The 24,191-nt window shown below is 68.0% G+C and carries 17 protein-coding genes and 1 pseudogene; 12 read left to right on the forward strand and 6 right to left on the reverse strand.

The features are described 5' to 3' along the window. The first annotated feature begins 219 nt into the window (after window positions 1–219). The 5 genes from ACO2Q2_RS16200 to ACO2Q2_RS16220 all read left to right on the forward strand — a co-directional run bounded on the left by ACO2Q2_RS16200 (window position 220) and on the right by ACO2Q2_RS16220 (window position 3,995). Entirely contained in the window at window positions 220–1,506 is a 1,287-nt protein-coding gene (locus tag ACO2Q2_RS16200) for a tetratricopeptide repeat protein (RefSeq protein WP_423257256.1), read from the forward strand. Between the two features lie 212 nt (window positions 1,507–1,718). Further along, window positions 1,719–2,378, forward strand: a complete 660-nt coding sequence (locus ACO2Q2_RS16205; protein ID WP_423257258.1) for an energy transducer TonB — start codon at window positions 1,719–1,721, stop codon at window positions 2,376–2,378. A 47-nt stretch (window positions 2,379–2,425) separates the two neighbouring features. Continuing rightward, window positions 2,426–3,160 (forward strand): MotA/TolQ/ExbB proton channel family protein, encoded by a 735-nt coding sequence (locus ACO2Q2_RS16210; RefSeq protein ID WP_423257260.1) that lies wholly within the window; start codon window positions 2,426–2,428, stop codon window positions 3,158–3,160. Window positions 3,161–3,171: 11 nt separating this feature from the next. Continuing rightward, window positions 3,172–3,585 carry an ExbD/TolR family protein gene (locus ACO2Q2_RS16215; protein WP_423257262.1) on the forward strand — a complete coding sequence of 138 codons (414 nt, stop codon included), beginning with the start codon at window positions 3,172–3,174 and terminating at the stop codon, window positions 3,583–3,585. A 5-nt stretch (window positions 3,586–3,590) separates the two neighbouring features. Next, window positions 3,591–3,995: an ExbD/TolR family protein gene (locus ACO2Q2_RS16220; protein ID WP_423257264.1), complete on the forward strand. Its 405-nt coding sequence runs from the start codon at window positions 3,591–3,593 to the stop codon at window positions 3,993–3,995. Window positions 3,996–4,108: 113 nt separating this feature from the next. Here the strand turns inward: ACO2Q2_RS16220 and ACO2Q2_RS16225 are convergent, their stop codons facing one another. After that, window positions 4,109–4,852: a pyridoxine 5'-phosphate synthase gene (locus ACO2Q2_RS16225; RefSeq protein WP_423257266.1), complete on the reverse strand. Its 744-nt coding sequence runs from the start codon at window positions 4,850–4,852 to the stop codon at window positions 4,109–4,111. Between the two features lie 90 nt (window positions 4,853–4,942). Then, complete coding sequence (locus tag ACO2Q2_RS16230) at window positions 4,943–5,587, reverse strand: 4'-phosphopantetheinyl transferase family protein (protein ID WP_423257268.1); 645 nt, start codon at window positions 5,585–5,587, stop codon at window positions 4,943–4,945. A gap of 87 nt (window positions 5,588–5,674) precedes the next feature. Between ACO2Q2_RS16230 and ACO2Q2_RS16235 the strand changes: the two genes are divergently transcribed. Beyond that, window positions 5,675–9,145 (forward strand): NahK/ErcS family hybrid sensor histidine kinase/response regulator, encoded by a 3,471-nt coding sequence (locus tag ACO2Q2_RS16235; protein WP_423257270.1) that lies wholly within the window; start codon window positions 5,675–5,677, stop codon window positions 9,143–9,145. A 59-nt stretch (window positions 9,146–9,204) separates the two neighbouring features. On the opposite strand, the gene ACO2Q2_RS16240 is transcribed toward ACO2Q2_RS16235, so the two are convergent. Beyond that, window positions 9,205–9,879: a response regulator transcription factor gene (locus ACO2Q2_RS16240; protein ID WP_423257272.1), complete on the reverse strand. Its 675-nt coding sequence runs from the start codon at window positions 9,877–9,879 to the stop codon at window positions 9,205–9,207. Window positions 9,880–9,994: 115 nt separating this feature from the next. Next, window positions 9,995–11,935, reverse strand: a complete 1,941-nt coding sequence (acs, locus tag ACO2Q2_RS16245; protein ID WP_423257274.1) for an acetate--CoA ligase — start codon at window positions 11,933–11,935, stop codon at window positions 9,995–9,997. A gap of 382 nt (window positions 11,936–12,317) precedes the next feature. Here acs and ACO2Q2_RS16250 point away from each other — a divergent pair, with 382 nt between their 5' ends. From ACO2Q2_RS16250 to ACO2Q2_RS16260, 3 genes are all read left to right on the forward strand, one after another. After that, on the forward strand, window positions 12,318–13,973 hold the full coding sequence (locus tag ACO2Q2_RS16250) for an MFS transporter (protein ID WP_423257276.1): 1,656 nt from the start codon (window positions 12,318–12,320) through the stop codon (window positions 13,971–13,973). A gap of 233 nt (window positions 13,974–14,206) precedes the next feature. Continuing rightward, a complete protein-coding gene (locus ACO2Q2_RS16255; protein WP_423257278.1) occupies window positions 14,207–15,613 on the forward strand; it encodes a hypothetical protein in 1,407 nt (468 codons plus the stop codon). A 316-nt stretch (window positions 15,614–15,929) separates the two neighbouring features. Continuing rightward, window positions 15,930–17,027: a PA0069 family radical SAM protein gene (locus ACO2Q2_RS16260; protein WP_423257280.1), complete on the forward strand. Its 1,098-nt coding sequence runs from the start codon at window positions 15,930–15,932 to the stop codon at window positions 17,025–17,027. 188 nt (window positions 17,028–17,215) lie between these two features. On the opposite strand, the gene ACO2Q2_RS16265 is transcribed toward ACO2Q2_RS16260, so the two are convergent. Both ACO2Q2_RS16265 and ACO2Q2_RS16270 read right to left on the reverse strand, forming a co-directional pair. Continuing rightward, complete coding sequence (locus ACO2Q2_RS16265; RefSeq protein ID WP_423257282.1) at window positions 17,216–19,255, reverse strand: S9 family peptidase; 2,040 nt, start codon at window positions 19,253–19,255, stop codon at window positions 17,216–17,218. A 122-nt stretch (window positions 19,256–19,377) separates the two neighbouring features. Then, complete coding sequence (locus ACO2Q2_RS16270; protein WP_423257284.1) at window positions 19,378–20,412, reverse strand: class 1 fructose-bisphosphatase; 1,035 nt, start codon at window positions 20,410–20,412, stop codon at window positions 19,378–19,380. 174 nt (window positions 20,413–20,586) lie between these two features. On the opposite strand from ACO2Q2_RS16270, the gene ACO2Q2_RS16275 reads away from it, so the two are divergent. From ACO2Q2_RS16275 to ACO2Q2_RS16285, 3 genes and pseudogenes are all read left to right on the forward strand, one after another. Beyond that, a complete protein-coding gene (locus ACO2Q2_RS16275) occupies window positions 20,587–21,948 on the forward strand; it encodes a hypothetical protein (protein WP_423257286.1) in 1,362 nt (453 codons plus the stop codon). Between the two features lie 87 nt (window positions 21,949–22,035). Continuing rightward, window positions 22,036–22,182 (forward strand): annotated as a pseudogene (locus ACO2Q2_RS16280) (WYL domain-containing protein); the annotation flags it as partial. Window positions 22,183–22,282: 100 nt separating this feature from the next. After that, window positions 22,283–24,067: a DUF885 domain-containing protein gene (locus ACO2Q2_RS16285; protein WP_423257292.1), complete on the forward strand. Its 1,785-nt coding sequence runs from the start codon at window positions 22,283–22,285 to the stop codon at window positions 24,065–24,067. Window positions 24,068–24,191 lie beyond the last annotated feature (124 nt).

Genomic DNA, 24,191 nt, shown 5'->3' on the forward strand with positions numbered 1-24,191 from the left:
TCGGCGATCAAGCCTGCCCGTTCCACCTCACGTTGCGTCATCCCCACCTCCACGGTCACCCCCTCGACGGAAAAGGGGACACTTGTAACTTGCAGGAAGGGGACACTACTAACTGGCAGCTACACATGCGGCGCCGCGTCTTGTTATCGATTGCATGTACCGTTAGTCTTCGGAATCCCCTTACGCGCGTTCATGCGTAAATCCGACATGAGGACAGCCATGAAGCATGCCCCCCTGTTCAAGTTGCTGGCAGGTGCAACCCTCGCTTTCACCATCGCTGCTGCGCCGACCATGGCGCATGCACACGCCGACAAGGACAAGAAGGAGTCGCTGTACCCCAACGCGACGCGCAAGGAGCCGAAACTCGACCTGACCAGCCCCAAGGAGCAGAAGGCGCTCAACGCCGGTCTCGAGGCGGTCAATGGCGGCGATGCCGCCAAGGCCAGCGAACTGCTGCAGCCGATCCTCGACCACAGCAAGAGCAAGTACGCCCAGGCGCTCGCCCTGCAGGGCCTGGCCAGCTTGAAGTACAACGCCGGCGACCTGAAGTCGGCCATTTCCCTGCTGACCCAGGCGCTCGACAAGGGCGTGATTCCGAACGACACCTACTTCCAGCTCGAATACGAACTGGCCCAGTTCCAGCTCGCCGACGAGCAGTACCAGGCCGCCCTCGACACGCTGGCCAAGTGGCGCAGCGAGGGCAAGAAGGACACCGCCGAATCGCATGCGCTGGAAGGCAACGCCTACTACCGCCTGCAGAAATATCCCGAGGCGATCGCCGCCATGAAGCAGGCGCTGTCGATGACCGACAAGCCGCACGGCAGCTGGAACCAGATCCTGATGGCCAGCTACGCCGAGTCGGGCCAGAGCGACCAGGCGGCCAAGCTGGCCGAACAGCAGCTTGCCGCCAATCCGAACGACACCACCGCACTGAACAACGCCGTGGCCGTGATGATGCAGGCCCAGAAGTACCCCGAGGCCATCGCACTGATGGAGAAGGCCAAGACGCAGGGGGCGCTCAAGTCCGACAAGGACTACATCAATCTGGCCAAGCTCTATCTCGTCACGGGCCAGACGGCGAACGATCCCAAGCCGGACGCCGTCAAGGCCGCGCAGACCATCGACGATGGCATGGCCAAGGGCATCGTCCCGGCCACGTACGAGAACTACAAGCTGCTCGGCGATGCCAACTACATAGCCGGCAGCGAGAGCAAGGCGATCGCGGCCTACAGGAAAGCCATCCCGATGGCCACCGATGGCGAGGCAGCGGTGCGCGCCGGCCAGCTGCTGGTGACACAGAACAAGTACAGCGAAGCCCGTCCGCTGATCCAGCAGGGCATCGCCAAGGGCGTCAAGCACAAGGGCTCGGCCTACATGCTGCTCGCCGAGGTCGAGCGCGGTCTGAAGAACAAGACCGGTGCGATTGCCGCCATGAAACATGCAGCGCAGGATCCGGAAACCGCTGCCAAGGCCAGGGACTGGTTGAAGAAGGCTGGAGCCAAGTAAGGCCAAGGTGTAAGGCCAAGGTTCTGTTCCCTGGACGCAAATGGACGTCCAAACCCTGCTCCCGGGAACTATACAAATACCTTGTGCTGATGTAACGTTGAAATCTTTCCGCGCGCAAAATGAGTGTCGTCATTCGTTGCCCTGATGCACGAATGACGCGCCCAGCACTGCGGCAAACGCCCACCGATCGACTCGCTTCAAGATAGTGACAGATGGCCTCACGCAACGAAGAATTCGACAACAAGTCGTTCAACTGGAGGCGCACCTGGGCGTTGGCAGCCGCCATCGCGCTGCATTCCTTCGCGTTTCTGATGCTGGTGGCGCCGATGGCGCCGCCGAAGCAGGCACAGAAAGAGAAGGATAAGGTTGTCCAGGTGAACTTCATCGAACCGCCGCCGCCGCCGCCGCCGCCGCCGCCGCCGCCGCCGGAGCCGCCCAAGCAGCCGCCGCCGAAGATCATCAAGCAGGTGACACCGCCGCCGACACCGCCGCCGCCGGCTCCGCCGCCGGCCGTGGATGAGGTGACGAACAACCCGGCGCCGCCGGTTCCGCCTGCGCCGCCTGCGCCACCGGCGCCGCCGGCAGACATCACGGCCAGCCAGGATCTGAGCTACAACAGCCGCATGCAGCCGCGCTATCCGCCACAGGCGATTCGCCAGCGGCATGAGGGCACGGTCACGCTGCTGATACTCGTGGGCGTCGACGGTTCGGTAAAGGACGTCAAGGTGGACGTCTCCAGCGGCTACCGCGAGCTGGATCGCGCCGCGATGGATGCGGCACGCCGTTGGCGTTTCAACCCGACGATCCGCAACGGTCAGAAGGTGGAGGGCTATGCCCGCGTCCCGGTCAATTTCAACCTCAATCAGCTGTAATCCCCATTACAGTTACAGTTCACGCTTGACTTCCCAAGGGTAGCGTTATGTTCCAACAGACCTCTGCACCACTGACCAACTCCGAAGCCATGAAGCAGATGGGCTTCGGCGACCTCATCCACAACCTCGATCCGCTCGGCTGGATCGTGCTGATCACGCTCGTGATCATGTCGGTGTCCTCGTGGTACTTCATCGTGGCCAACGCCATCCGCAACGCGATGGTTCGCTCGCGTGCCGACAAGGTGATCGACGGCTTCTGGAGCACCACCTCGACGCAGGACGCGATCCGCGAACTCGAAGCGCAGCCCAAGAGCGAACCATTCTCGAAGATCGCGCTCGATGCCGCTTCGGCGGTGGCCCACCACCAGCAGGCCGGCGCCGCCGGCAACGGCCTGGCCCAGACGCTCAGCCGCTCGGAATTCATCGACCGCGCACTGCGTCAGGCGGTGGCGCGTGAGAGCCTGCGCCTCGAAGGCGGCCTGACCCTGCTCGCCACGGTCGGCTCGGCCGCACCGTTCGTGGGTCTGCTCGGTACGGTGTGGGGCATCTACAACGCCCTGATCGGCATCGCCGCGGCGGGCAACGCCTCGATGACGGCCGTGGCCGGTCCGGTGGGCGAGGCGCTGATCATGACCGCGATCGGTCTGTTCACCGCGATCCCGGCCGTGCTTGCCTACAACTTCTTCAACCGCGCCAATCGCCTCACCTACGCGCAGTTCGACGAGTTCGCGCACGACCTGCACGACTTCTTCGCCACCGGCGCCCGCGTCGAAGGCAAGTGAGGGCCTGACCCATGGCAATGAGCACCGGTGACAGTTCCGGCGGTCCGATGTCGGAAATCAACGTCACGCCCCTCGTGGACGTGATGCTGGTGCTGCTGATTATCTTCATGATCACGGCACCGCTGGCCAGCCACAGGATTGACGTCAAGCTACCCACGGCCAATCCCAAGGCGACCGACGCCAAGCACTTCGAGCCGATGGATCTGGCCGTGACGGCTGACGGCGCGATGTATCTGGACGACCGGGAAGTCGACGAGAACCAGCTGAAGGCGGCCTTGGCCGTCGCGGCCTCCAAGTCACCGCAGCCGGAACTCCAGATCCGCGCCGACAAGACGACCGAGTACAAGATCGTGAAGAAGATCCTCTCTGATGCGAAGGGCCAGGGCATGGTCCACGTCGGCTTCATCACGACGGGCAAGGAGTAACGACCATGGCTTTCAGTACGGGAAGCGGCAAGGGTCCGATGTCCGAAATCAACGTCACGCCGCTGGTGGACGTGATGCTGGTGCTGCTGATCATCTTCATGCTGACCGCGCCCATCGTGACGCACGACGTGAAGATCGATCTCCCTCAACCGACCAACAACCCGCCGCCGGATACGGACCACCTGGATCCGATCAGCCTCAGGATCGACGCGTCCGGTGCGCTGTACTGGAACGATGTGCCGGTCGACGAGAACGGCATGCGGGCCCAGATGGCGGTGATCGCGCAGCAGACCAACCAGCCGGAGATCCAGATCAACGCGGACGACGTGGTGGCCTACGAGTATGTCGCCCGCGCACTGGCGGATGCGAAGAGCTACGGCCTGACCAAGATCGGGTTCACCGAGCAGTGATCGTCCCGCCACGGCGGACCGCAAGACGCAAGACCCCCGCCTCGCGCGGGGGTTTTCGTTTCAGGGCCGGTCGCAGCCGGATGCCGGCGCCGCGATCGCAATCCATCCATCCATCAATCCAGGATCTGGCGGTAGCGTTTGACGGTCGGTGCCAGTCCGTCGTACAGCGCCTCGCCGATCAGCGCGTGGCCGATGGACACCTCCGCCAGTCCCGGAATCGCGGCCTTGAAGGTGCCCAGGTTGGCCTGGCTGAGATCGTGTCCGGCGTTGACCGCCAACCCTGCCTGCTGCGCCCGCCGGGCAGTCTCCGCGCAGCGAGCGAGTTCGGCGGCCACCTGCCCGCGGGCAAACGCATGCGCGTAGGGCCCGGTGTAGATCTCGATGCGCTGGACCCCGATGCGCACGGTCGCCTCGAACTGCACGGTGCCGGCATCGACGAACAGACTCACGCGGCAGCCCAGCTCCCGCAATGCCGCCACCAGCGGTGCCAGTCGATCCGCGTCACGCGCCAGGTCGAAGCCGTGGTCGGAGGTGATCTGCCCGTCGTCGTCCGGGACCAGGGTGACCTGGGTCGGCCGCACTTCCGCCGCCAGCGCGAGCAGCCCGGGATAGTCGCCACGCGCCGGCGCGAACGGATTGCCCTCGATGTTGTACTCGACGCGACCGCGCAGCAGTTGCGCCAGCAGGCGCACGTCATCGGGGCGGATATGCCGCAGGTCCGGCCGCGGATGCACGGTGATGCCGCCGCATCCCGCCTCGATGCAGGTATGCGCGGCGCGGGCCAGCGATGGTTCATCGCCACCGCGCGAATTGCGCAGCACGGCGATCTTGTTGAGGTTGACGCTGAGCAGGGTCATGGGACGCTAACCACCAGTCACGGAAATGACCGCGCGTCGGCAGGCACGCCGCGGCGGACGCCAAGAGTACGCCAACCCGACGGCCGTCGATCAACGCGCCTGGCCGCACCAGCGCACCGCCATCGACGGACCGCGCCAGGCGAGGGCCGCCACCCAGTCCGGATCGAGCGTCAGCTCGCGCACCTGCCATGCTGCCACCGAGTCCGCGTCGAGATGCACTCGTGCGGTCGCGGATCCGCCCAGATCCACCACCACGCGATGCAGGCCGTATGCCAGTCCACGCCCCTGCGCCTTGAGCACGGCCTCCTTGACCGTCCAGAGGCGCAGGAACGCCGCTGCCCGCTCGTCGGCGGGCAGGGCGCCCAGCGCGTCGGCCTCGACCGGCGCGAAGAAACGCTGCGCCAGCGCCAGCACGTTCCGGTCGGCGCGACGCGGACGATGCTCCAGGTCGATCCCCGGCTGCACCGAGCGCGCGATCGCCACCAGCGCGCGATCGGCGCTGTGCGACCAGTTGAAGCGCAAGCGGCCGCGATGCGCGCCGTGCAGTTCGGGACGGCCGTGCACCGTGTCCACAAGGGTGACGTCCTCGGCGCGGAGGTCGAGATAGACGGCCAGCAGACGGCGCAGGGGCGCCCGCCCGCCCGCCCGCTCGTATCGCATCGACCAGACGTGAATCTCGTCATCGTGCAGGCCCTCTGCTAGCGTGAGGGCGGTAGGCGTGGGGTGATCGGACATGCGGGCATGGTGCCGCCCCGGTCGCCGTGCACACAAGGATCGACGCATCGCGCGGTGGAAGCGCACACATCGGGCGAGGGGTTGGACGTGATCTCTGGATGGCTGCTGCTGGTGGTTGCGGCGCTGTACGTGGGCGTGCTGTTCGCGGTGGCCTGGAAAGGCGATCGCCAGCCGCTCTACCCGAGCAAGCAATGGCTGCGTCCGCTGGTCTACAGCCTCGCCCTGGCGGTGTACTGCTCGTCGTGGACGTTCTATGGCGCCGTCGGCACGGCGGCCCGCGATGGTCTGGCCTACCTGCCGATCTATCTGGGACCCGCGCTGCTGTTCATCCTCGGCTTCGGGCTGATGAGCCGGCTGGTGACGGTGGCCAGCCAGCGCAACACCACCACCATCGCCGACTTCATCGGTGCGCGCTTCGGCAAGTCGCACGGCCTAGCGGCGCTGGTAGCGCTGATTGCGGTGACCGCGGTGATCCCCTACCTGGCGCTGCAGTTCGAAGCGATATCGATGTCGCTGGACGTGTTGTCGGAGACCGGGCCGAACGCGATCGTGCCATCGACCGACAGCGCGCTGTGGTGTGCGCTGCTGCTGGCCGCGTTCGCCATCCTGTTCGGCACGCGCAGCATCGATGCCAGCGAGCACCACCACGGCATGATGCTGGCGATCGCGCTGGAGTCGGTCATCAAGCTGCTGGCCTTCCTCGGGCTGGGCGTCTACGCGCTGTGGCACGGCCCGGGCCTGCAGGACATGCTCAGGCTTCCGCACGCACCGCTCGCACACAGCCAGTCGCCGGGTTTCCTGGCGCAGACGCTGCTCGCGTTCTGCGCGATGTTCTGCCTGCCGCGGCAGTTCCAGATCGGCGTGGTGGAATGCGAGGATCCGCGCGATCTGCGCCGCGCCCGCTGGATGTTCCCGCTGTACATGCTGCTGATCAGCCTGTGCGTGCTGCCGATCGTGGCGGCCGGCATGAACCTGCCGGCGGTGCGCAGCGGGCTGGCCGATGCCTGGGTGCTGAACCTGCCGCTGGCCCACGGCGATCGCGGCGTGGCGCTGATCGCCTTCCTCGGCGGTTTCTCGGCGGCCACCGGCATGGTCATCGTGTCCACCGTCGCGCTGTCCACAATGATCAGCAACGACCTGGTGATGCCGGCGCTGCTGCGCATTCGCCGGCTGCGCCTGGAACAGCGCCAGGATCTGTCACTGCTGCTGCTGCGCATCCGCCGCGTGGCGATCGTGGCGCTGGTGCTGCTGGCCTACGGCTACTACCGGATCGTCGCCGGCAACGCCAACCTCGCCGCCACCGGCCTGCTCGCCTTTGCCGCCGTGGCGCAGTTCGCGCCGGCGATCGTTGCTGCGCTGTACTGGCGCGGTGCCAGCCAGGCCGGCGTGGCCATCGGCCTGCTCGCCGGCTTCGCGGTATGGATCTACACCCTGCTGCTGCCGGCGGTCGACCGCAGCGCGGCCTGGTTGCAGCGGGGGCCGTTCGGCATCGAGTGGCTGCGCCCGCAGGCGCTGTTCCATCTCAGCGGCTGGGACCCGGTGATGCACAGCACGTTCTGGTCGCTGCTGGTCAACGTGGCGTGTCTGATCTTCATCTCGCTGCGTTTCCGCCCCTCGCTGGCCGAGCGCATCCACGCGGCGATGTTCGTCGATCCCTACATCGCCGCCAGCAGCGGCAGCGCCAACTGGCGCGGACGCGTCGCCGTCGGCGACCTGATGACCATCGCCGGGCGCATCGTCGGCGAACGCAGCGCGCAGCGCGCGTTCAGCGAATACGGCCTGCGCCATGGCAAGGCGTTGGAGCCGGGCGCAGCGGCCGACCGCGCCCTGATCCAGTACACCGAGCGCCTGCTTGCCGGCGCGGTGGGCGCGGCCAGCGCGCGGCGCATCCTGATGGGCGCGCTGTCCGGTTCCGGGCTGGACATCGCCGAGGCGATGGCGCTGATGGACGAGGCCTCGCAGGAGCTGCGCTTCAACCGCGAGCTGCTGTCCACCACGCTGGAAAACGTCTCGCAGGGCATCAGCGTGGTCGACGCGCGGATGCGCCTGGTCACCTGGAACCGGCGCTATCTGGAACTGTTCGGCTACCCCGACGGCATGGTCTACATCGGCGTGCCGGTGGCCGACCTGATCCGCTGGAACGCCGAACACGGCGAGTGCGGTCCGGGCGAGGTGGAGGCGCACGTGGCCAAGCGCATCGGCCACCTGCGCGCCGGCACGCCGCACCTGTTCCAGCGGGTGCGGCCGGACGGCACGGTGATCGAGATGCGCGGGCGCCCGCTGCCGGGCGGCGGCTACGTCACCACCTACACCGACGTCACCGCCTACAAGCACGCCGAACTGGCGTTGCGAGAGGCGAACGAAACCCTCGAACAGCGCGTGGAGCAGCGCACCGCCGAACTGAGCGAGGCACTGGAAGCGACCGCGCGCGCGCAGCGCGAGGCGGAATCGGCGATGGTGTCCAAGACCCGCTTCCTGGCCGCCGCCAGCCACGATCTGCTGCAGCCGCTCAACGCCGCGCGGCTGTTCACCTCGGCATTGCGCCAGCAGCCGGCGCTCGATGAGGAATCCAGTCGGCTGGCCGAGCGCATCGACGCCTCGTTCCGCGCGGCGGAAGACTTGCTCGACGCGCTGCTCGACGTCTCCCGCCTCGATGCCGGCCGCTATCGGCCCGAGTACAGCGATTTCGCGCTGGCCGACCTGTTCGACTCGCTCAAGGCGCAGTTCGCGGTGGTCGCCGAGCAGCGCGGACTGCGCCTGCGGGTGGTGCCGACCCACCTGTCGATCCGCAGCGACCCGCAGCTGTTGCGGCGCATCCTGCAGAACTTCCTCTCCAACGCGCTGCGTTACACCCGTGCCGGCGGCGTGCTGCTGGGTGCGCGTCGCCATGGCGACGAGGTGCGCATCCAGGTGTGGGACACCGGCCCCGGCATCGCGCCGGAGCAGCGCGCCAACATCTTCGACGAATTCCAGCGCCTGCAGCGCCCCTCGCCGTGGGGCGAGAAGGGCCTGGGCCTGGGCCTGTCGATCTGCGACCGCATCTCGGCCATCATGGGCCACCGCCTGGAGCTTGCCTCGCGCGTGGCCAAGGGCAGTTGCTTCGCCTGCGTGGTGCCGCGCGTGGCGGCCGTGCCGCGCCGGCCGGCGGTGGCACCGCGGCTGCCGACCGGCGAGCCGCTGGCGCTCACCGTGCTGTGCCTGGATAACGATCCAACCATCCTCGACGGCATGCAGGCCCTGCTCAAGCGCTGGGGCGTGGATTGCCGGCTCGCCGAGGACGTGGCGCAGGCCGAGGCGCAACTGCGCAGCGGCGGCATCGACCTGCTGCTGGCCGACTACCACCTCGCCGACAGCATCGACGGCCTGCAGGCGCTGCAGCACCTGCGCATGCGGCTGGGCAAGCTGCCGCCGGTGGCAATGATTACCGCCGACGGCAGCAGCGAGTTGAAACAGCGCGCGCGAGAGCTTGGCTATCCGCTGCTGCACAAGCCGGTGCGCCCGGCCGTCCTGCGCGCGCTGCTCGGCGCGCTGCTGCGCAAGCACGCCAGCAACGACTGATCATCACGCGCCACCCGCGGCACGACGAATGCCTGCCGCAGCGTTGGCCGATCGTGCGGCTACTCGGACTCGTCATCCGGTAGCGCCTGCATCGCGCCCGGATCCACCGCCAACTGGCTGGCGGCCAGTGCCACCTGGGTGCGGTTGTTGACACCGAGCTTGCGCATGATCGCGGTCATGTGCGCCTTCACCGTGGCTTCGGAGACGCCCAGGTCCCACGCGATCTGCTTGTTGAGCAGGCCCTCGGCGATCATCGTCAGCACGCGGAACTGCTGCGGCGTGAGCGAGGCGACGCGCGCGGCGATGTCGGCCTCGTCGTGCTTCAGCGCGATCTCGCCGCCGACCAGCTGGTGCGGCAGCCAGGTGTCGCCTTCGAATACCGCATGGATCGCCTGGACGATCTCGTCGCCTGGCGTGGACTTGGGGATGTAGCCGGAGGCGCCGTGCGCCAGCGCCCGGCGCGCCACCTGCGCCTCCTCGTGACCGGACACCACGATGGTCGGCAGGCCCGGGTACTGGCCGCGGATGTGCACCAATGCCGAATAGCCGCGAGCGCCAGGCATGTGCAGATCCAGCAGCAGCAGGTCGGCTTCCGGGTATTGCTCGATCAGGCCGAGCAGCGCGTGCACGCTGTCGGCACAGTGGGTCTGCGCGTCGGGCAGCGCGGTGATCACCGCTCGGCGCAGGGCATCGCGGAACAGCGGATGGTCGTCGGCGATCAGGACGTCGGGCATGGGATCTCGGTGTAGGAGCGCACCCTGTGCGCGATCTCTCGTGGCAAGCTGGGCAAAGAGCCTTCGCGCACAGAGCCTGCCCTCGACTCGATCGGGGGGTGCGCTCCTACAGGGGTCATTTGATCAACCGCTCGTCGACCAGGTTCTTCACCACGCCCGGATCGGCCAACGTGGAAATGTCGCCGAGCTGGTCGGGTGCGTTCTCGCCGATCTTGCGCAGGATGCGGCGCATGATCTTGCCCGAGCGCGTCTTCGGCAGGCCCGGCGCCCACTGCAGGTAGTCCGGGGTGGCGATCGGACCGATCTCCCTGCGCACCCACGCCACCAGTTCCTTGCGCAACTCGTCCGTGCCGGTTTCACCGGCCACCAGGGTGACGTAGGCGTAGATGCCCTGGCCCTTGATCTCGTGCGGGCAGCCGACCACGGCCGCCTCGGCCACCTTCGGGTGCGCCACCAGCGCGCTCTCCACCTCGGCGGTGCCGATGCGGTGGCCGGAGACGTTGATCACGTCGTCGACGCGGCCGGTGATCCAGTAATAGCCATCCTCGTCGCGGCGCGCGCCGTCGCCGGTGAAATAGTTGCCGGGGTAGGCGCTGAAGTAGGTGTCGATGAAGCGCTGATGGTCGCCGTACACGGTGCGCATCTGGCCCGGCCACGAATCGGTGATCAGCAGGTTGCCCTCGCAGGCGCCCGGTTGCACCTCGCCGTTGGCGTCGACGATGGCCGGCTTGATGCCGAAGAAGGGCAGGGTGGCCGAGCCGGGCTTGGCGTCGATGGCGCCGGGCAGCGGGGTGATCAGGATGCCGCCGGTCTCGGTCTGCCACCAGGTGTCCACGATCGGGCAGCGCGCGTCGCCGACCACGCGGTAGTACCACTCCCACGCTTCCGGATTGATCGGTTCGCCGACCGAGCCGAGCACGCGCAACGATGCGCGCGAACAGGCCTTGACCGGACCCTCGCCCTCGCGCATCAGCGCGCGGATCGCGGTGGGCGCGGTGTAGAACAGGCTCACCTTGTGCTTGTCGATCACCTGCCAGAAGCGGCGGAAGTCCGGGTAGTTCGGCACGCCGTCGAACATCACCGTGGTGGCGCCGTTGGCCAGCGGCCCGTACACCACGTAGCTGTGGCCGGTGACCCAGCCGACGTCGGCGGTGCACCAGTAGACGTCGTCCTCGCGCAGGTCGAACACCAGCTCGTGGGTGTAGCTGGCGTACACCAGATAGCCGCCGGAGGTGTGCAGCACGCCCTTGGGCTTGCCGGTGGAGCCGGAGGTGTAGAGGATGAACAGCGGATGCTCGGCGTCCACCGGCTCGGGCGCGCAGTCGGGTTTCTGGCCGTCCATCAGGTGGTGCCAGTAGCGGTCGCGCGGCGATTGCATCGGCACTGCCGCGCCGGTGCGGCGCACCACCACCACGGTCTCCACGCTGTGCGTGCCGGGACGCTCCAGCGCGGCGTCGACGTTGGCCTTCAGCGGAATCTTCTTGCCGCCGCGCACGCCTTCGTCGGCGGTCACCACCACCTTGCACTGCGAATCGGCGATGCGCCCGGCCAGCGAATCGGGCGAGAAGCCGCCGAACACCACCGAGTGCACCGCGCCGATGCGCGCGCAGGCGAGCATCGCCATCGCCGCCTCGGGGATCATCGGCAGGTAGATCGCCACGCGGTCGCCCTTCTGCACACCGAGATGCCTGAGCGTGTTGGCGAACTTGCACACCTCGGCGTGCAGCTCGCGGTAGCTGATGTGGCGCGAGTCGTTCGGATCGTCCCCTTCGAAGATGATCGCGGTCTTGTCGCCGCGCTCGGCCAGGTGGCGGTCCAGGCAGTTGGCGGCCACGTTGAGCTGGCCGTCCTCGTACCAGCGGATATGCAGATTGGCCGGATCGAACGAGGTGTTCTTGATCTTGGTCGGCGCCTTCATCCAGTCCACGCGCTGTCCAATGCGTCCCCAGAACGCCGCCGGATCGTTCACCGACTCGGCGTAGAGCCGGTGGTAATCCTCGCGATTGACGCGGGCGCGGGCGGCGAATTCGGGCGTGACCGGATGCAGCTTGGACATGGCGGGCTCCTCGGGAACGGATGGCGGGGGCGCGCCTCGCGCAATCGCCGTTTCATGGCCTTCGAGTGTAGCCGCGACGGTGTCGGCGCATCGTGCGTGCCGCGCTTCGACTTTGGTCGATTCTCGACCAAAGCCGTATAGCTGCGTGCGGCGCAACAACACCATGCTCGGCCCGTCATCGTGGCGTATCAAGGCTTTAGCCCGGAGCCTGCGCGGAGCGGGTCGTGCGGTGGTCCGGTTGCCAAAGGGCGCGGCGCCGTTGCGGTCGCTCCGACCCGCCATGCGGGATGTCTAGGGGGGGGGCCGAGTGTTCATGCCGCGGTAACGTGGCACCGTCTCGCGCTACGCGCGGAGTGTTTCAACCATGAGGGGGGAGTACAGCATGGCCACTACCGGCATCGATGCATCCAGCGCACTCGACGTCAGCCACAAGCGGGTGATTTTCGCATCCAGCCTGGGTACCGTCTTCGAGTGGTACGACTTTTATCTCTACGGCTCGCTCGCCGTGATCATCGGCAAGCAGTTCTTCTCCGGCCTCAACGAGGCCAGTCAGTTGGTGTTCGCCCTGCTGGCGTTCGCCGCCGGATTCGCGGTGCGTCCGTTCGGCGCCATCGTGTTCGGCCGCGTCGGCGACCTGGTGGGACGCAAGTACACCTTCCTGATCACCATCCTGATCATGGGTCTGTCGACCTTCCTGGTCGGCGTGCTGCCGGGCTACGAGCAGATCGGCGTGGCGGCACCGGTGATCCTGATCGCGCTGCGCCTGCTGCAGGGTCTGGCCCTGGGCGGCGAATACGGCGGCGCCGCCACCTACGTGGCCGAGCACGCGCCCCACGGCAAGCGCGGCCTGTACACCAGCTTCATCCAGATCACCGCGACCTTCGGCCTGTTCCTGTCGCTGCTGATCATTCTGGGCTGCAAGGAGATGCTGGGTCCGAAGTTCGACACCTGGGGCTGGCGCATCCCGTTCCTGCTGTCATCGGTGCTGCTGGCAGTGTCGGTGTACATCCGCCTCCAACTGGCCGAGTCGCCGGTGTTTACCCAGATGAAGGCCGAGGGCAAGCACTCCAGGGCACCGCTGACCGAGTCGTTCGCGCGCTGGGGCAACCTGAAGATCGTGATCCTGGCCCTGTTCGGTGCCACCGCCGGTCAGGCCGTGGTGTGGTACTGCGGCCAGTTCTACGCGATGTACTTCCTCGGCTCCACGCTGAAGATCGACGCCATCACCACGCAGTTGCTGATTGCCGGCGCGCTGCTGCTGGGTACGCCGTTCTTCGTGGTGTTCGGTGCGTTGTCGGACAAGATCGGCCGCAAGCCGATCATCCTGGCCGGCTGCCTGCTGGCGGCGCTCACCTACTTCCCGATCTTCAAGGGGCTCACCCACTACGGCAACCCGGCGATCGAGGCGGCCAGCGCGTCGGCGCCGATCCGCGTCACCGCCGACCCGAAGGACTGCAGCCTGCAGATCGACCTGATCGGCAAGAAGGTGTTCACCAGCTCCTGCGACGTGGCCAAGAGCTTCCTCGCCAAGCGCGGCGTGCCGTACGAGAACGTTTCGGCGGCGCCCGGCACGGTGGCGGTGGTGTCGGTCGGCGGCAAGGACTTCACCTCGTTCGATGGCCGCCAGCTGGCCAAGGCCGACTTCGCGGCGCAGAACAAGGCCTTCAGTGAAGCCGTGGGTGCGGCGGTGAATGCCGCCGGCTATCCGGCCAAGGCGGATCCAGCGACCATCAACAAGCCGATGGTGCTGCTGCTGCTGTGGATCCTGGTGATCTACGTGACCATGGTCTACGGCCCGATCGCGGCCTGGCTGGTGGAGATGTTCCCCACCCGCATCCGCTACACCTCGATGAGCCTGCCTTACCACATCGGCAACGGTTGGTTCGGCGGCTTCCTTCCCTCGGTTTCGTTCGGCATCGTGGCGGCCACCGGCGACTTCTATGCCGGCCTCTGGTACCCGATCGTGATCGCCGCGATGACGGTGGTGATCGGCGCCCTGTTCGTGAAAGAAACCAAGGACGTCGACATCCATGCCTGACGCCCGCCCGCCGCCCCCCTGTGGCAGCTCGTCGCAGGGGGGCGGCATAACCGCCATGACTGGCCAAGCACCGATGGCGAGGGCGACCAAAGTCTTAGTGGCAACACGGGAAAAGCGCTATCCACGTGGTTTAACGCTCCTATAATCTTTTCGACATGATCAGGCGATGGTTGCGCAATCGGTACAACTGCTGCGCGGACTCGCTGTCGACGGTCTTTCAAATGGGGAAAACCATGAAACACAAGCCGATGTTCTTCGCCATTGCGACAACGCTGGGCCTGGCCCTTGCCGGTCCGTCGTTCGCCGCCACCAAGCAGGCCGACGTCAAGGCGCTGCAGGCATTGATCCAGAAGCAGCAGGCGCAGCTCGACCAGCAGCAGAAGGAACTGCAGGCCCTGCGTGAGAGCCTGCAGCAGATCGCCGGCAACCAGCAGGCGCAGCAACAGCAGATCGAGAAGGTTGCCGCCGCGCCGGCGCCGGCACCGGCCGCCAAGCCGGTCTTCAGCAGCGCGCCGGGTGTGTCGGTGGCCCTGCACGGCTTCGTCGCCGCCACCGCCTTCTCGCAGGACAAGGCGTTCACCTTCGGCAACGGCCAGAACGCCGAATTCCCGAACCCGGGTACCCACGGCCGCAGCATGGGCATGGACATCCGCAGCACCCGCTTCTGGCTCGACTTCACCGGCGCCAAGTTCAACGACAACTGGTCCGGCGGCGGCCACATCGAGATGGACTTCTTCGGCGGCTTCAACGGCACCGGCCCCTACTCGATGTCGCAGCCGACCCCGCGCCTGCGCCAGGCGTGGATGGATCTGACCAACGTCTCCAGCGGCAGCACGATACGCATCGGCCAGCAGTGGGATCTGCTGTTCCCGCTGGACAACGTGCCGGCCTCGGTCACTCATATCGCTTTCCCGCTCGGCTACGGCACCGGCATGATCGGCTGGCGCTTCCCCGGCGCGGTGTGGATGCAGGACCTCAACCACGGCGCGGATGGCCCAAAGTGGCGGCTTGATCTGGGCGCCTTCAACGGCAACTGGAGCGGCCCGGGCGACAACATCAACTACCTGACCGCCGGCAATGCCGGGTTCCGTCCACAGCTGCAGGCCCGCCTGCACGTGCAGGACAAGGACTGGCTGGCCTACTTCGTGGCCCACTACGCCCAGATCGACCTGCGCGGCGTGGACGGCACGGCACCCACCCCGATTGCCACCACCATCGACAGCGAAGCCTTCGAAGTGGGCGGCAACTGGCATCCGGGCAACTGGATGTTCAAGGGCAACATCTACACTGGCAAGGGCTTGGGCCAGGTGTTCGGCGGACTGGTCCAGTTCGGCGACATCCAGGAGACGGGCGGCTATCTGCAGGCGGGCTACAAGTTCACCCCGAACTGGAGCGCCAACGTGTTCTACGCCTCCAGCAAGCCCAAGCGCAGCGACGTGGTGCAGTGGCTGGGCCGCGGTTCGGTGGGTCGCCTGAAGAACAACCAGGCGGCGATCAACCTGATCTACACCTCCGGCGCCTACGAGCTCGGCGCGGAGTACCTGTACTCCAAGATCGACACGACCACGGCGGCGAATCCCAATGCCACCACCAGCACCAAGGGCAGCCAGGTGTCGCTCAGCGCGAAGTACAACTTCTGATCGCGCTCCGTCGACGGCGGCTGCGGCCGCTGTCGACACCGCATCCGGAGTGAAAAGCAGAAGCCACGCCGCGAGGCGTGGCTTTTTCACGCCACACCGGCATCGGCGCGCCGGTCAGCGTTCCAGCGGCGGCTTGCCCTCGCGCAGTTGCTGCAGATCGTAGCCGGAGAGCGATTCGCTCCGCGCACCGGACGAGATCCGCGCCTGCGCAAAGGCCAGCAATGAATCTGCTTCCCCGTGACGGCGATCATGTCCGCCGCATCGCGCCGCAGGGCATGTCGCGTTCGCTGAGATGCCCGCACGCTACGCTGTGTCGATGCCCCAGCCGTCCGACCCTTCCGCTCCCCGTGCCTTCAAAGGCCGCGGCGCCGCCTCCAATCCCGAAGGGCGCTTCGAGTCGATCCGCCACCACGCCGAGGACGACGGCTGGCAGAGCGCCCTGCTCGACGAGGATGCGCCCCGCCCGCGCACCGAGGTCACCGACGAGCGCGCGCGCAGCGTGATCACCCGCAACGACTCGCCGGACATCCATTTCACCCAGGCGATGAACCCGTACCGCGGCTGCGAGCACGGCTGCATCTATTGCTTCGCGCGGCCGTCGCACAGCTACCTCAACCTGTCGCCGGGCCTGGATTTCGAGACGAAGCTGCGCGCCAAGGGCAACCTCGCCGAGGTGCTGCGCCACGAGCTGGCGCGCCCGGGCTATCGCGTCGAGCCGATCAACATCGGCAGCAACACCGATCCCTACCAGCCGATCGAGAAGCGCTGGCGGCTGACCCGCGCCGCGCTGGAACTGCTGGCCGAATGCGGCCATCCGTGCACCCTGGTCACCAAGAACGCGCTGGTGGAGCGCGATCTCGACCTGCTTGCGCCGATGGCCAGGGCCAGCCTCGTGCAGGTATTCGTCTCGGTCAACTCGCTGGACAACCGCCTCGCGGCGAAACTCGAACCGCGCGCCAGCGCGCCGCACCGGCGCATCCAGGCCATCCGCGCGCTGGCAGAAGCCGGCGTGCCGGTGGGCGTGCTGGTGGCGCCGATCATCCCCGCGCTCAACGACCGCGACATGGAAGCGGTGCTCGAACGCGCTGCCGATGCCGGCGCGCGCTGCGCCGGCTACACCGTGGTGCGGCTGCCGTACGAGCTGAAGACGCTGTTCCGCGAATGGCTCGCCCTGCACGCATCCGACCGCGCCGCCCACGTGATGAGCCTGATCCAGCAGATGAACGGCGGGCGCGACTACGACAGCGACTTGCGCACCCGCATGCGCGGCCAGGGCGTGTTCGCCGACCTGCTCAAGCGCCGCTTCGAGGTGGCCTGCCGCAAACACCGCTTCGGCCGCGCGCGCGATCTCCAGCTCGACACCACGCGCTTCGTGCCCCCGCGCCTGCCGTCGCCGCAGGGTCAGCTGTTCTGAGCGGCTGAGAAAAATCGCCCGCCTACTGCGACCGCCGCCAAACGCCGTGCCGGCGGCGCGCTGGGCACCAATCCGGGTCATTTGGCTCACCAAACTCCCCGGATTGGCGCCCAGCGCACCTTGTCACGAACGCTTGGCGGCGCTCTCGCTACGGCGGTCGAATTTTTCTCAGCCTCTGAGCGGTTCGCTCAGCCGCCCGGCGGCAGGTACTTCTCGAACCACATCAGCGCGCGCTGCAGCACGTCGCGCTGGTGCGCCGGGTCGACGAAGTGGTGGCCTTCGTTGGGGTAGACCACCAGCGAGGTGGGCACGCCGAGCGTGCGCAGCGCGTGCCACATCTCGAACGACTGCGGTGCCGGGCATTCGGCGTCGCGGTCGCCGACCACGATCAGCATCGGCGTCTTCACCTGCTTGATGAAGTGGATCGCCGAGCTCTTCGCGTACACCGCCGGATCGTCGTACACGGAGGCGCCGAAGTACGGGATCATCCACTGGTCGATCAGGTTCTCGCCGTAGTAGCTCTGCCAGTCGGCGATGCCGGCGCCGGCGACCACCGCGCGGAAGCGCTGGGTCTGGGTCGGCACGAACATGCTCATGAAGCCGCCGTAGCTCCAGCCGGTGAGGCCCAGGCGCTGGTCGTCCACCGGCAGCTTCTTCTCGATGGCGTCGACGCCGGCGAGGATGTCGCGCAGGTCGCCGTAGCCGAAGTCCTTGCGGTTGGCCTGCACGTAGGCCTCGCCCTGGCCGTAGCTGCCGCGCGGGTTGGGCATGAACACGAAGTAGTCCAGCGCCGAGAACGGCACGCCGCCGAAGCCGACCGCCGGCCAGCGCGGCAGCACGGCACTGGCCGGACCGCCGTGCACGGTGACGATCATCGGGTAGGACTTCTTCGCGTCGTAGTGCGCCGGGTACAGCAGCCAGCCCTGCACGTGCCGGCCCTCGTTGTCCCACTCGACCGACTCGGCCTTGCCCCACGACGGCTTCAGCGAGGCGTTGATCGCGGTGACCGCCGGCGGCGGCGTGCGCCCCAGCCGGCCGGCATGCACTTCCGGCGCGGCGGCGTAGGAGCTCTGCGCGAACGCGACCTTCGCATGGTCGGCCGACAGCGACAGCCCCATCGCCGCGGTGCCGTCGCCGAGGCTGGCGTCCAGCGCGAACAGCGGCGCCTGCGCCGCCGCGTGGCGGGCGTCGATGGCGTACTGCGCCACCTCGCTGCGGCCGTTGCGGATCTGCGTCACCAGCAGGCGGTCGGCACCGGTCCAGCCGAACCACACCGGGGTGACCTTGATGCCCGGGGTCAGCGCGGTGACCGCGCCGCCGGTCGAGGGCACGGCGTAGAGATCGCCGCCGGTCGCGCCCTGGTCGCTCATCAGGCCGCCGATGAAGACGATCCGCGAACCGTCCGGCGACCAGCGCGGCAGCGCCATCTGCAGGCCGTGCAGCGGGCCTTCCACGGTGCGCGTGTCGACCAGTGCACGGGGCGCGGCGCCGGCCTTCGCCGGCTGCGTGTACAGCCTGGCGATCCACCAGTTGTTGTCGCCCGGCGCCGGTGCGGCGACGTAGGCGAGCCGGCGGCTGTCCGGCGACCAGCTGAATTCGTAGACGTAGCTCGGCGCCGGGGTGAGCATCCGCATGGCGCCGCCGCTGGCGGGCACCGCGGCGACGCGCTGCACTTCCAGCCCGTCCACGCCGATCTCGCCGGCGGCCGGCTTGGCCGCGGCCAGCGCGCTGGCCGCGCGGGTGGCGCCCTCGACGTAGAGGAAGCCCAGGGCATGGCCGTCCGGCGACCAGCGCAGCGCGTGCGCGTAGCCGTCCAGTATCGCCAGCTTCTGCGGCGCGGCGGAACTTTGCGTGTCGGCCACCACCACGGCCGGATGGCCCTTGCTGGCGCCCACGCTGGCACATTCGGAGAGGAAGGCGAGGTGCTGCGAATCCGGCGCCCAGGCGATGTTCGATTCACCGCAGCTGCCGGCCGCGTCGCGGGTGTTCAGGCGATGGGCGTCATGGCCGTTGGCCTTCGCCAGCATCACCGCGGGTTTGCCGGCGGTGTCCACCACCCACGCCAGCTGCCGGCCGTCGGGCGACAGCTGCACGGCATGGATGTCGCGCACCTTGCCCAGCTCGGTGAGCAGGCGATCGATGCGCGGATCGACCGGTGCAGTGCCGGCGAACGCCGGCAGGGTCAGGCCGGCCAGCAGGGCCAGCGGCAGCAGGGAGGCTCGGGACATCGGCGGCTCACTTCGGTGCGGGGAAGCTCCCGAACCTAGCAGCGCCCGGGGCACGGCTCCAAGTGCTGCAAGCCATGGCGCGGGCGCTTCGCAAATCCCTGCGACGCACCCGTGCGATGCGGTCAGCCGCGCAGGCCGTCGGCCTCGCGGTGGTAGTGGGTGGCCCGTTCCACTTCCTCGCGGGAACCGAGGAACACCGGCACGCGCTGGTGCAGGGCGGTGGGCTGCAGTTCCAGGATGCGCGCCCGCCCGGTGGTCGCCGCGCCGCCGGCCTGCTCGACGATGAAGGCCATCGGGTTGGCCTCGTACATCAGCCGCAGCTTGCCGCCCTGGGCCTGGATCTTGGCGTCCAGTGGATAGAAGAACACCCCGCCGCGGGTGATGATGCGGTGCACGTCGGCCACCATCGAGGCGACCCAGCGCATGTTGAAATCCTTGCCGCGCGGACCGTCGGTGCCGGCCAGCAGCTCGCCCACGTAGCGCTGCATCGGCGCCTCCCAGTGGCGCTGGTTGGACATGTTGATGGCGAACTCGGCGGTTTCCTCGGGAATGCGGATGCCGCGCCGGCTCAGCACGAAGCTGCCCACCTCGCGGTCCAGCGTGAACTCGTGGGTGCCGTGGCCGAAGGTCAGCACCATCACCGTGGCCGGCCCGTACACCACGTAGCCGGCGGCCAGCTGCCCGGTGCCCGGCTGCAGGAAGTGTTCGGCCTTCGGCTCGGTCACGCCGTCCGGGCAGCGCAGTACCGAGAAGATCGTGCCGACCGAGATGTTCACGTCGATGTTGGAGCTGCCGTCCAGCGGATCGAACAGCAGCAGGTGGTTGCCCTTGGGATACATGTCGGGGATCGGCTGCGGGTCTTCCATCTCCTCCGACGCGCACGCCGCCAGGTGGCCGCCCCAGGCGTTGGCTTCGAGCAGGATCTCGTTGGAGATTACGTCGAGCTTCTTCTGCGCCTCGCCCTGCACGTTGATGCTGGCCGCATCGCCTTCGGCCGCGGCCATGCCCAGCACGCCGCCCAGCGCGCCCTTGTGGGTCGCCACGCCGATGCGCTTGCAGGCGCGCGCCACCACCTCGATCAGCAGCGACAGCTCGGCGTTGATGTGGCCGGCGCGGCGTTCCTCGATCAGGAACTGGATCAGCGAGACGGGCTTCATGGCATCTCCGTGGCACAAAAGGAGCGGTATTGTCCCGTGCGCGTCCGGCACGCGCCAGCCGACGCGGCCGATCGGGCGCGCCGGGGGCGGAGGCGCCCGGGACTTTCGGGCCATTTGAGGGGAGCGCCCGTCGCGCGCACACTGCCGTCAGCGTCCGCATCCCCGGTCGATGCCATGTCCACCAGGTTCCTTCGCGCCGTTTTCTGCAGTGCGATGCTGCTGGCTGCCGCGCCCGCCCGCGCGCAGTCGTACGACCAGGCGGCGGTGCGCATGTTTCAAGCGCTCAGCAAGCGCCCGGATCCGCTGGACCGTTATCTGTACCTGCAGAAGATCAGCCCGCGGCTATCCCCGGCGAACCAGGGCCTCGCCGCGCAGATGAGCGCCTTTGCGCTGGCCGAGCTGGGCCAGTACAGCCGCGCGGTGCTGGTGTTCCCGTTGCAGATGAGCCCGGTGCCGGGGCTGGAACTTCCCGATCCGCGCCACTGGCGGGCCGAGCCCGCGCTGGACGTGATCGCCCGGCAGGCGGCGGACCGCCGCATCGTGATGATCAACGAGGTGCACCACAACGCGCAGACCCGCGCGCTCACCCTGCGGCTGCTGCCGCGCCTGCGGGCGCTGGGCTTCACCCACCTGGCGATCGAGGCGCTGGGCGACGATCCGCACCTCATCAAGCGCGGCTATCCGGTGCGCCGCAACGGCACCGAGTATCTGCAGGAGCCGCTGTATGGCGAGATCGTGCGCGAGGGCCTGCGGCTCGGCTTCGTGCTGGTGTCCTACGACGACGATGCGGCCGGCGGCAACACGCAGGCGCGCGAAGCGGGCCAGGCACGCAACCTGGTCGACCGCGTGTTCGCCAAGGACCCCCGGGCCCGCCTCGTGGTGGCGGCAGGCTATGCCCACGTCGACAAGGCGGTCGGCCGGCTCGGCCAGGTCCGGCCGATGGCCATGATCCTGGCGCGGCTGACCGGACTCGACCCGTTGTCGATCGACCAGGCACAGTTCCTCGAGGCGGAATGGAACGCTGATGACGACTACCATCGGCTGACCGCCCGCTTTCCGTCCGACGACCCCGAGGTGCTGGTCGACAAGGCCAGCGGGCGCCCCTGGTCGGCAGCGCCGAAGCTCTACGACATCAGCGTGATCTCGCCGCGCTCGCTCACGCTCAAGGCACTGGGCGCGCAGGAAGTGGACGATCCCGTGCACGGCCGCTACCGCATCCTGAGCAACGGCGTGCAGATGGCCACCCAGGCCTTCGTCGCCTTCAACGAGATGCAGCGTCCGGCGTGGCTCGGCCTGGACGGCCAGCGTCGACCGTATCCGATCGACACCCGACTGTGCCGCGAGCAGATCCCGTGCGTGGTCGACGCACACTACATCGGCGAGTCGGACCAGGCCACGCCGGCCGACATCTACGCCTTCCTGAAGCCGACCAGCAGCACCAGGCTGTATCTGCGGCCGGGCCGCTATCGTCTGCGCGCCCGCACCGACCGGGGGCGGACGCTGTCGCAATCGGTCGTGGACATACCTGGCGCCTGATCCGGGCCGACGCGGCCCCCTGTTCGAGGAGCTCGCGCAGGATCCGTACCTGTTCGGCGAGAGCTTCACCGCCGAGGACGTGCTGTGGTGTACGGCGCTGAACTGGGACCACGAAGTTTCAGCTGGTGCCGGCTGCGCACGGACTTCCGCAATTTCCGCCCGGACCGCATCGACGCCGTCGCCGACACCGGCGAGCATTTCATCGAGCGGCCGGCGATCAACCTCGACGCCTACCTCGCGGCCATGCGGCCTACTACGCGGGCAAGGATTGACGCTGGCATTGCGCGCAATCTCTGCGAAGATGTCCGTCTGATCCTGCGGAGGGACCGTGTCGATGAAGTACCTGCTGGGCGGCCTGCTGACCGCCGTCCTGGGCCTGGCCGCCAGCGCTTCCGCCGGTGCATCGGCCACCGACGCCGATGCACGCTTCCATGCCATCTACTCGCACGAGTGGGCCTGGCGCACCGGGCAGAGCGGCATCAGCAGCTCGGGCGAGGCGCAGCCGGGCGAGGGCCGTCTGGACACGGTGGACCCCGCCTCGCAGCAGGCGCGGCGGGACAAGTGGAAGCAGGTGCTGCGCCAGCTCGACGATATCGACGTGTCCGCGCTCTCGCCGGCGGCGCGGGTGAACTACGCGGTGTACCGCGCGCAGATCGCCAACCTGCTCGCCGCCCAGCAGTTCAAGACCTGGCAGATGCCGTTCAACAGCGATTCCTCGTTCTGGGGCGACATCGGCTACCAGCTGCACGGCGATCGCCTGCGCAGCGCCGCCGACTACCAGCGCTATCTCGACCGCCTCGGCCAGATTCCCGCCTACTTCGACCAGCAGATCGCCAACATGCGCGAGGGGCTCAAGCGCGGCTTCAGCGTGCCGCGCGCGGTGCTGGACGGGCGCGACGTGTCGATCGCCGCGGTGGCCAACCTCGCCGATCCCACCGAAAGCAGCTTCTACGCGCCGTTCAGGCACCTGCCGGACAGCTTTGACGCGGACCAGGTGCAGTCGCTGCAGGGCGAGGCGCTGCGGCGCGTGCGCGACGACGTGATTCCGGCCTACCAGCGCCTGCTCGACTTCTTCCGCCACGAATACGTGCCGCAGGCGCGCACCACCCTGGCCGCCGAGGCGCTGCCGGACGGCAAGGCGTTCTATCGCCAGCAGATCCGCGAATACACCACGCTCGACCTCGATCCGCAGGCGGTGCACCAGGTGGGCCTGGAGCAGGTGGCGAAGATCCACGCGCAGATGCTGCAGACGATGCGCGAGACCGGCTTCAAGGGCAGTTTCCCCGCGTTCCTGCACTTCCTGCGCAGCGACCCGCAGTTCTACGCCAAAACACCGGACGAACTGCTGATGCGCACCGCATGGGTGGCCAAGCAGGTGGACGGCCAGCTCGGCAGGTTCTTCGGCCGGCTGCCGCGCCAGCGCTTCGCCATCGTGCCGGTGCCGGCGGACATCGCGCCGTACTACACCTCCGGCCGCGGCGGCGCCGACGCCTACCTGGTCAACACCTACGACCTGGCCTCGCGCCCGCTCTACAACATGCCGGCGCTGACCCTGCACGAATCGGCGCCCGGCCACGCGCTGCAACTGGCGCTGGCCGCCGAGCAGCGCGGCCAGCCGGCGTTCCGCCGCAACAGTTACATCTCCGCCTACGGCGAGGGCTGGGGGCTGTATGCCGAATACCTCGGCAACGAGATGGGCATCTACCGCACGCCCTACGAGCGCTTCGGCTACCTCACCTACCAGATGTGGCGCGCGGCCCGGCTGGTGGTGGACACCGGCATCCACCACGACGGCTGGACGCGGCAGCAGGCGATCGACTACCTGACGCAGAACACCGCGCTGTCGGATCGGGAGATCGCCAACGAGGTCGACCGCTACATCAGCTGGCCGGGGCAGGCGCTGTCCTACGAGATCGGTTACCTGAAAATCCTCGAGCTGCGCCGCAAGGCCGAGCAGGCGCTGGGCGAGAAGTTCGACCTGCGCGCCTTCCACGACACCGTGCTGCAGCTCGGCTCGGTGCCGCTGCCGGTGCTGGAGCAGCGCATCGACCGCTTCATCGCCGACGGTGGGCCGGAGCCGCATTTCGGCGATTGTCCGGCGGGGAAGCCGGGGAACTGACCGTGCCGCGCCTCAGCGCGGCGCCACCGGCACATACTGGCCGTGCTCGCCGTAGTGGCGGGCGGCCGTGTCGACATGGGCGCACAGCCGGCCGTGCCCCCAAGTTCCGCAGCTAATCGCATAA

This window comes from Dyella sp. KRB-257 (assembly GCF_049445995.1).
Taxonomy (GTDB): Bacteria; Pseudomonadota; Gammaproteobacteria; order Xanthomonadales; family Rhodanobacteraceae; genus Dyella_A.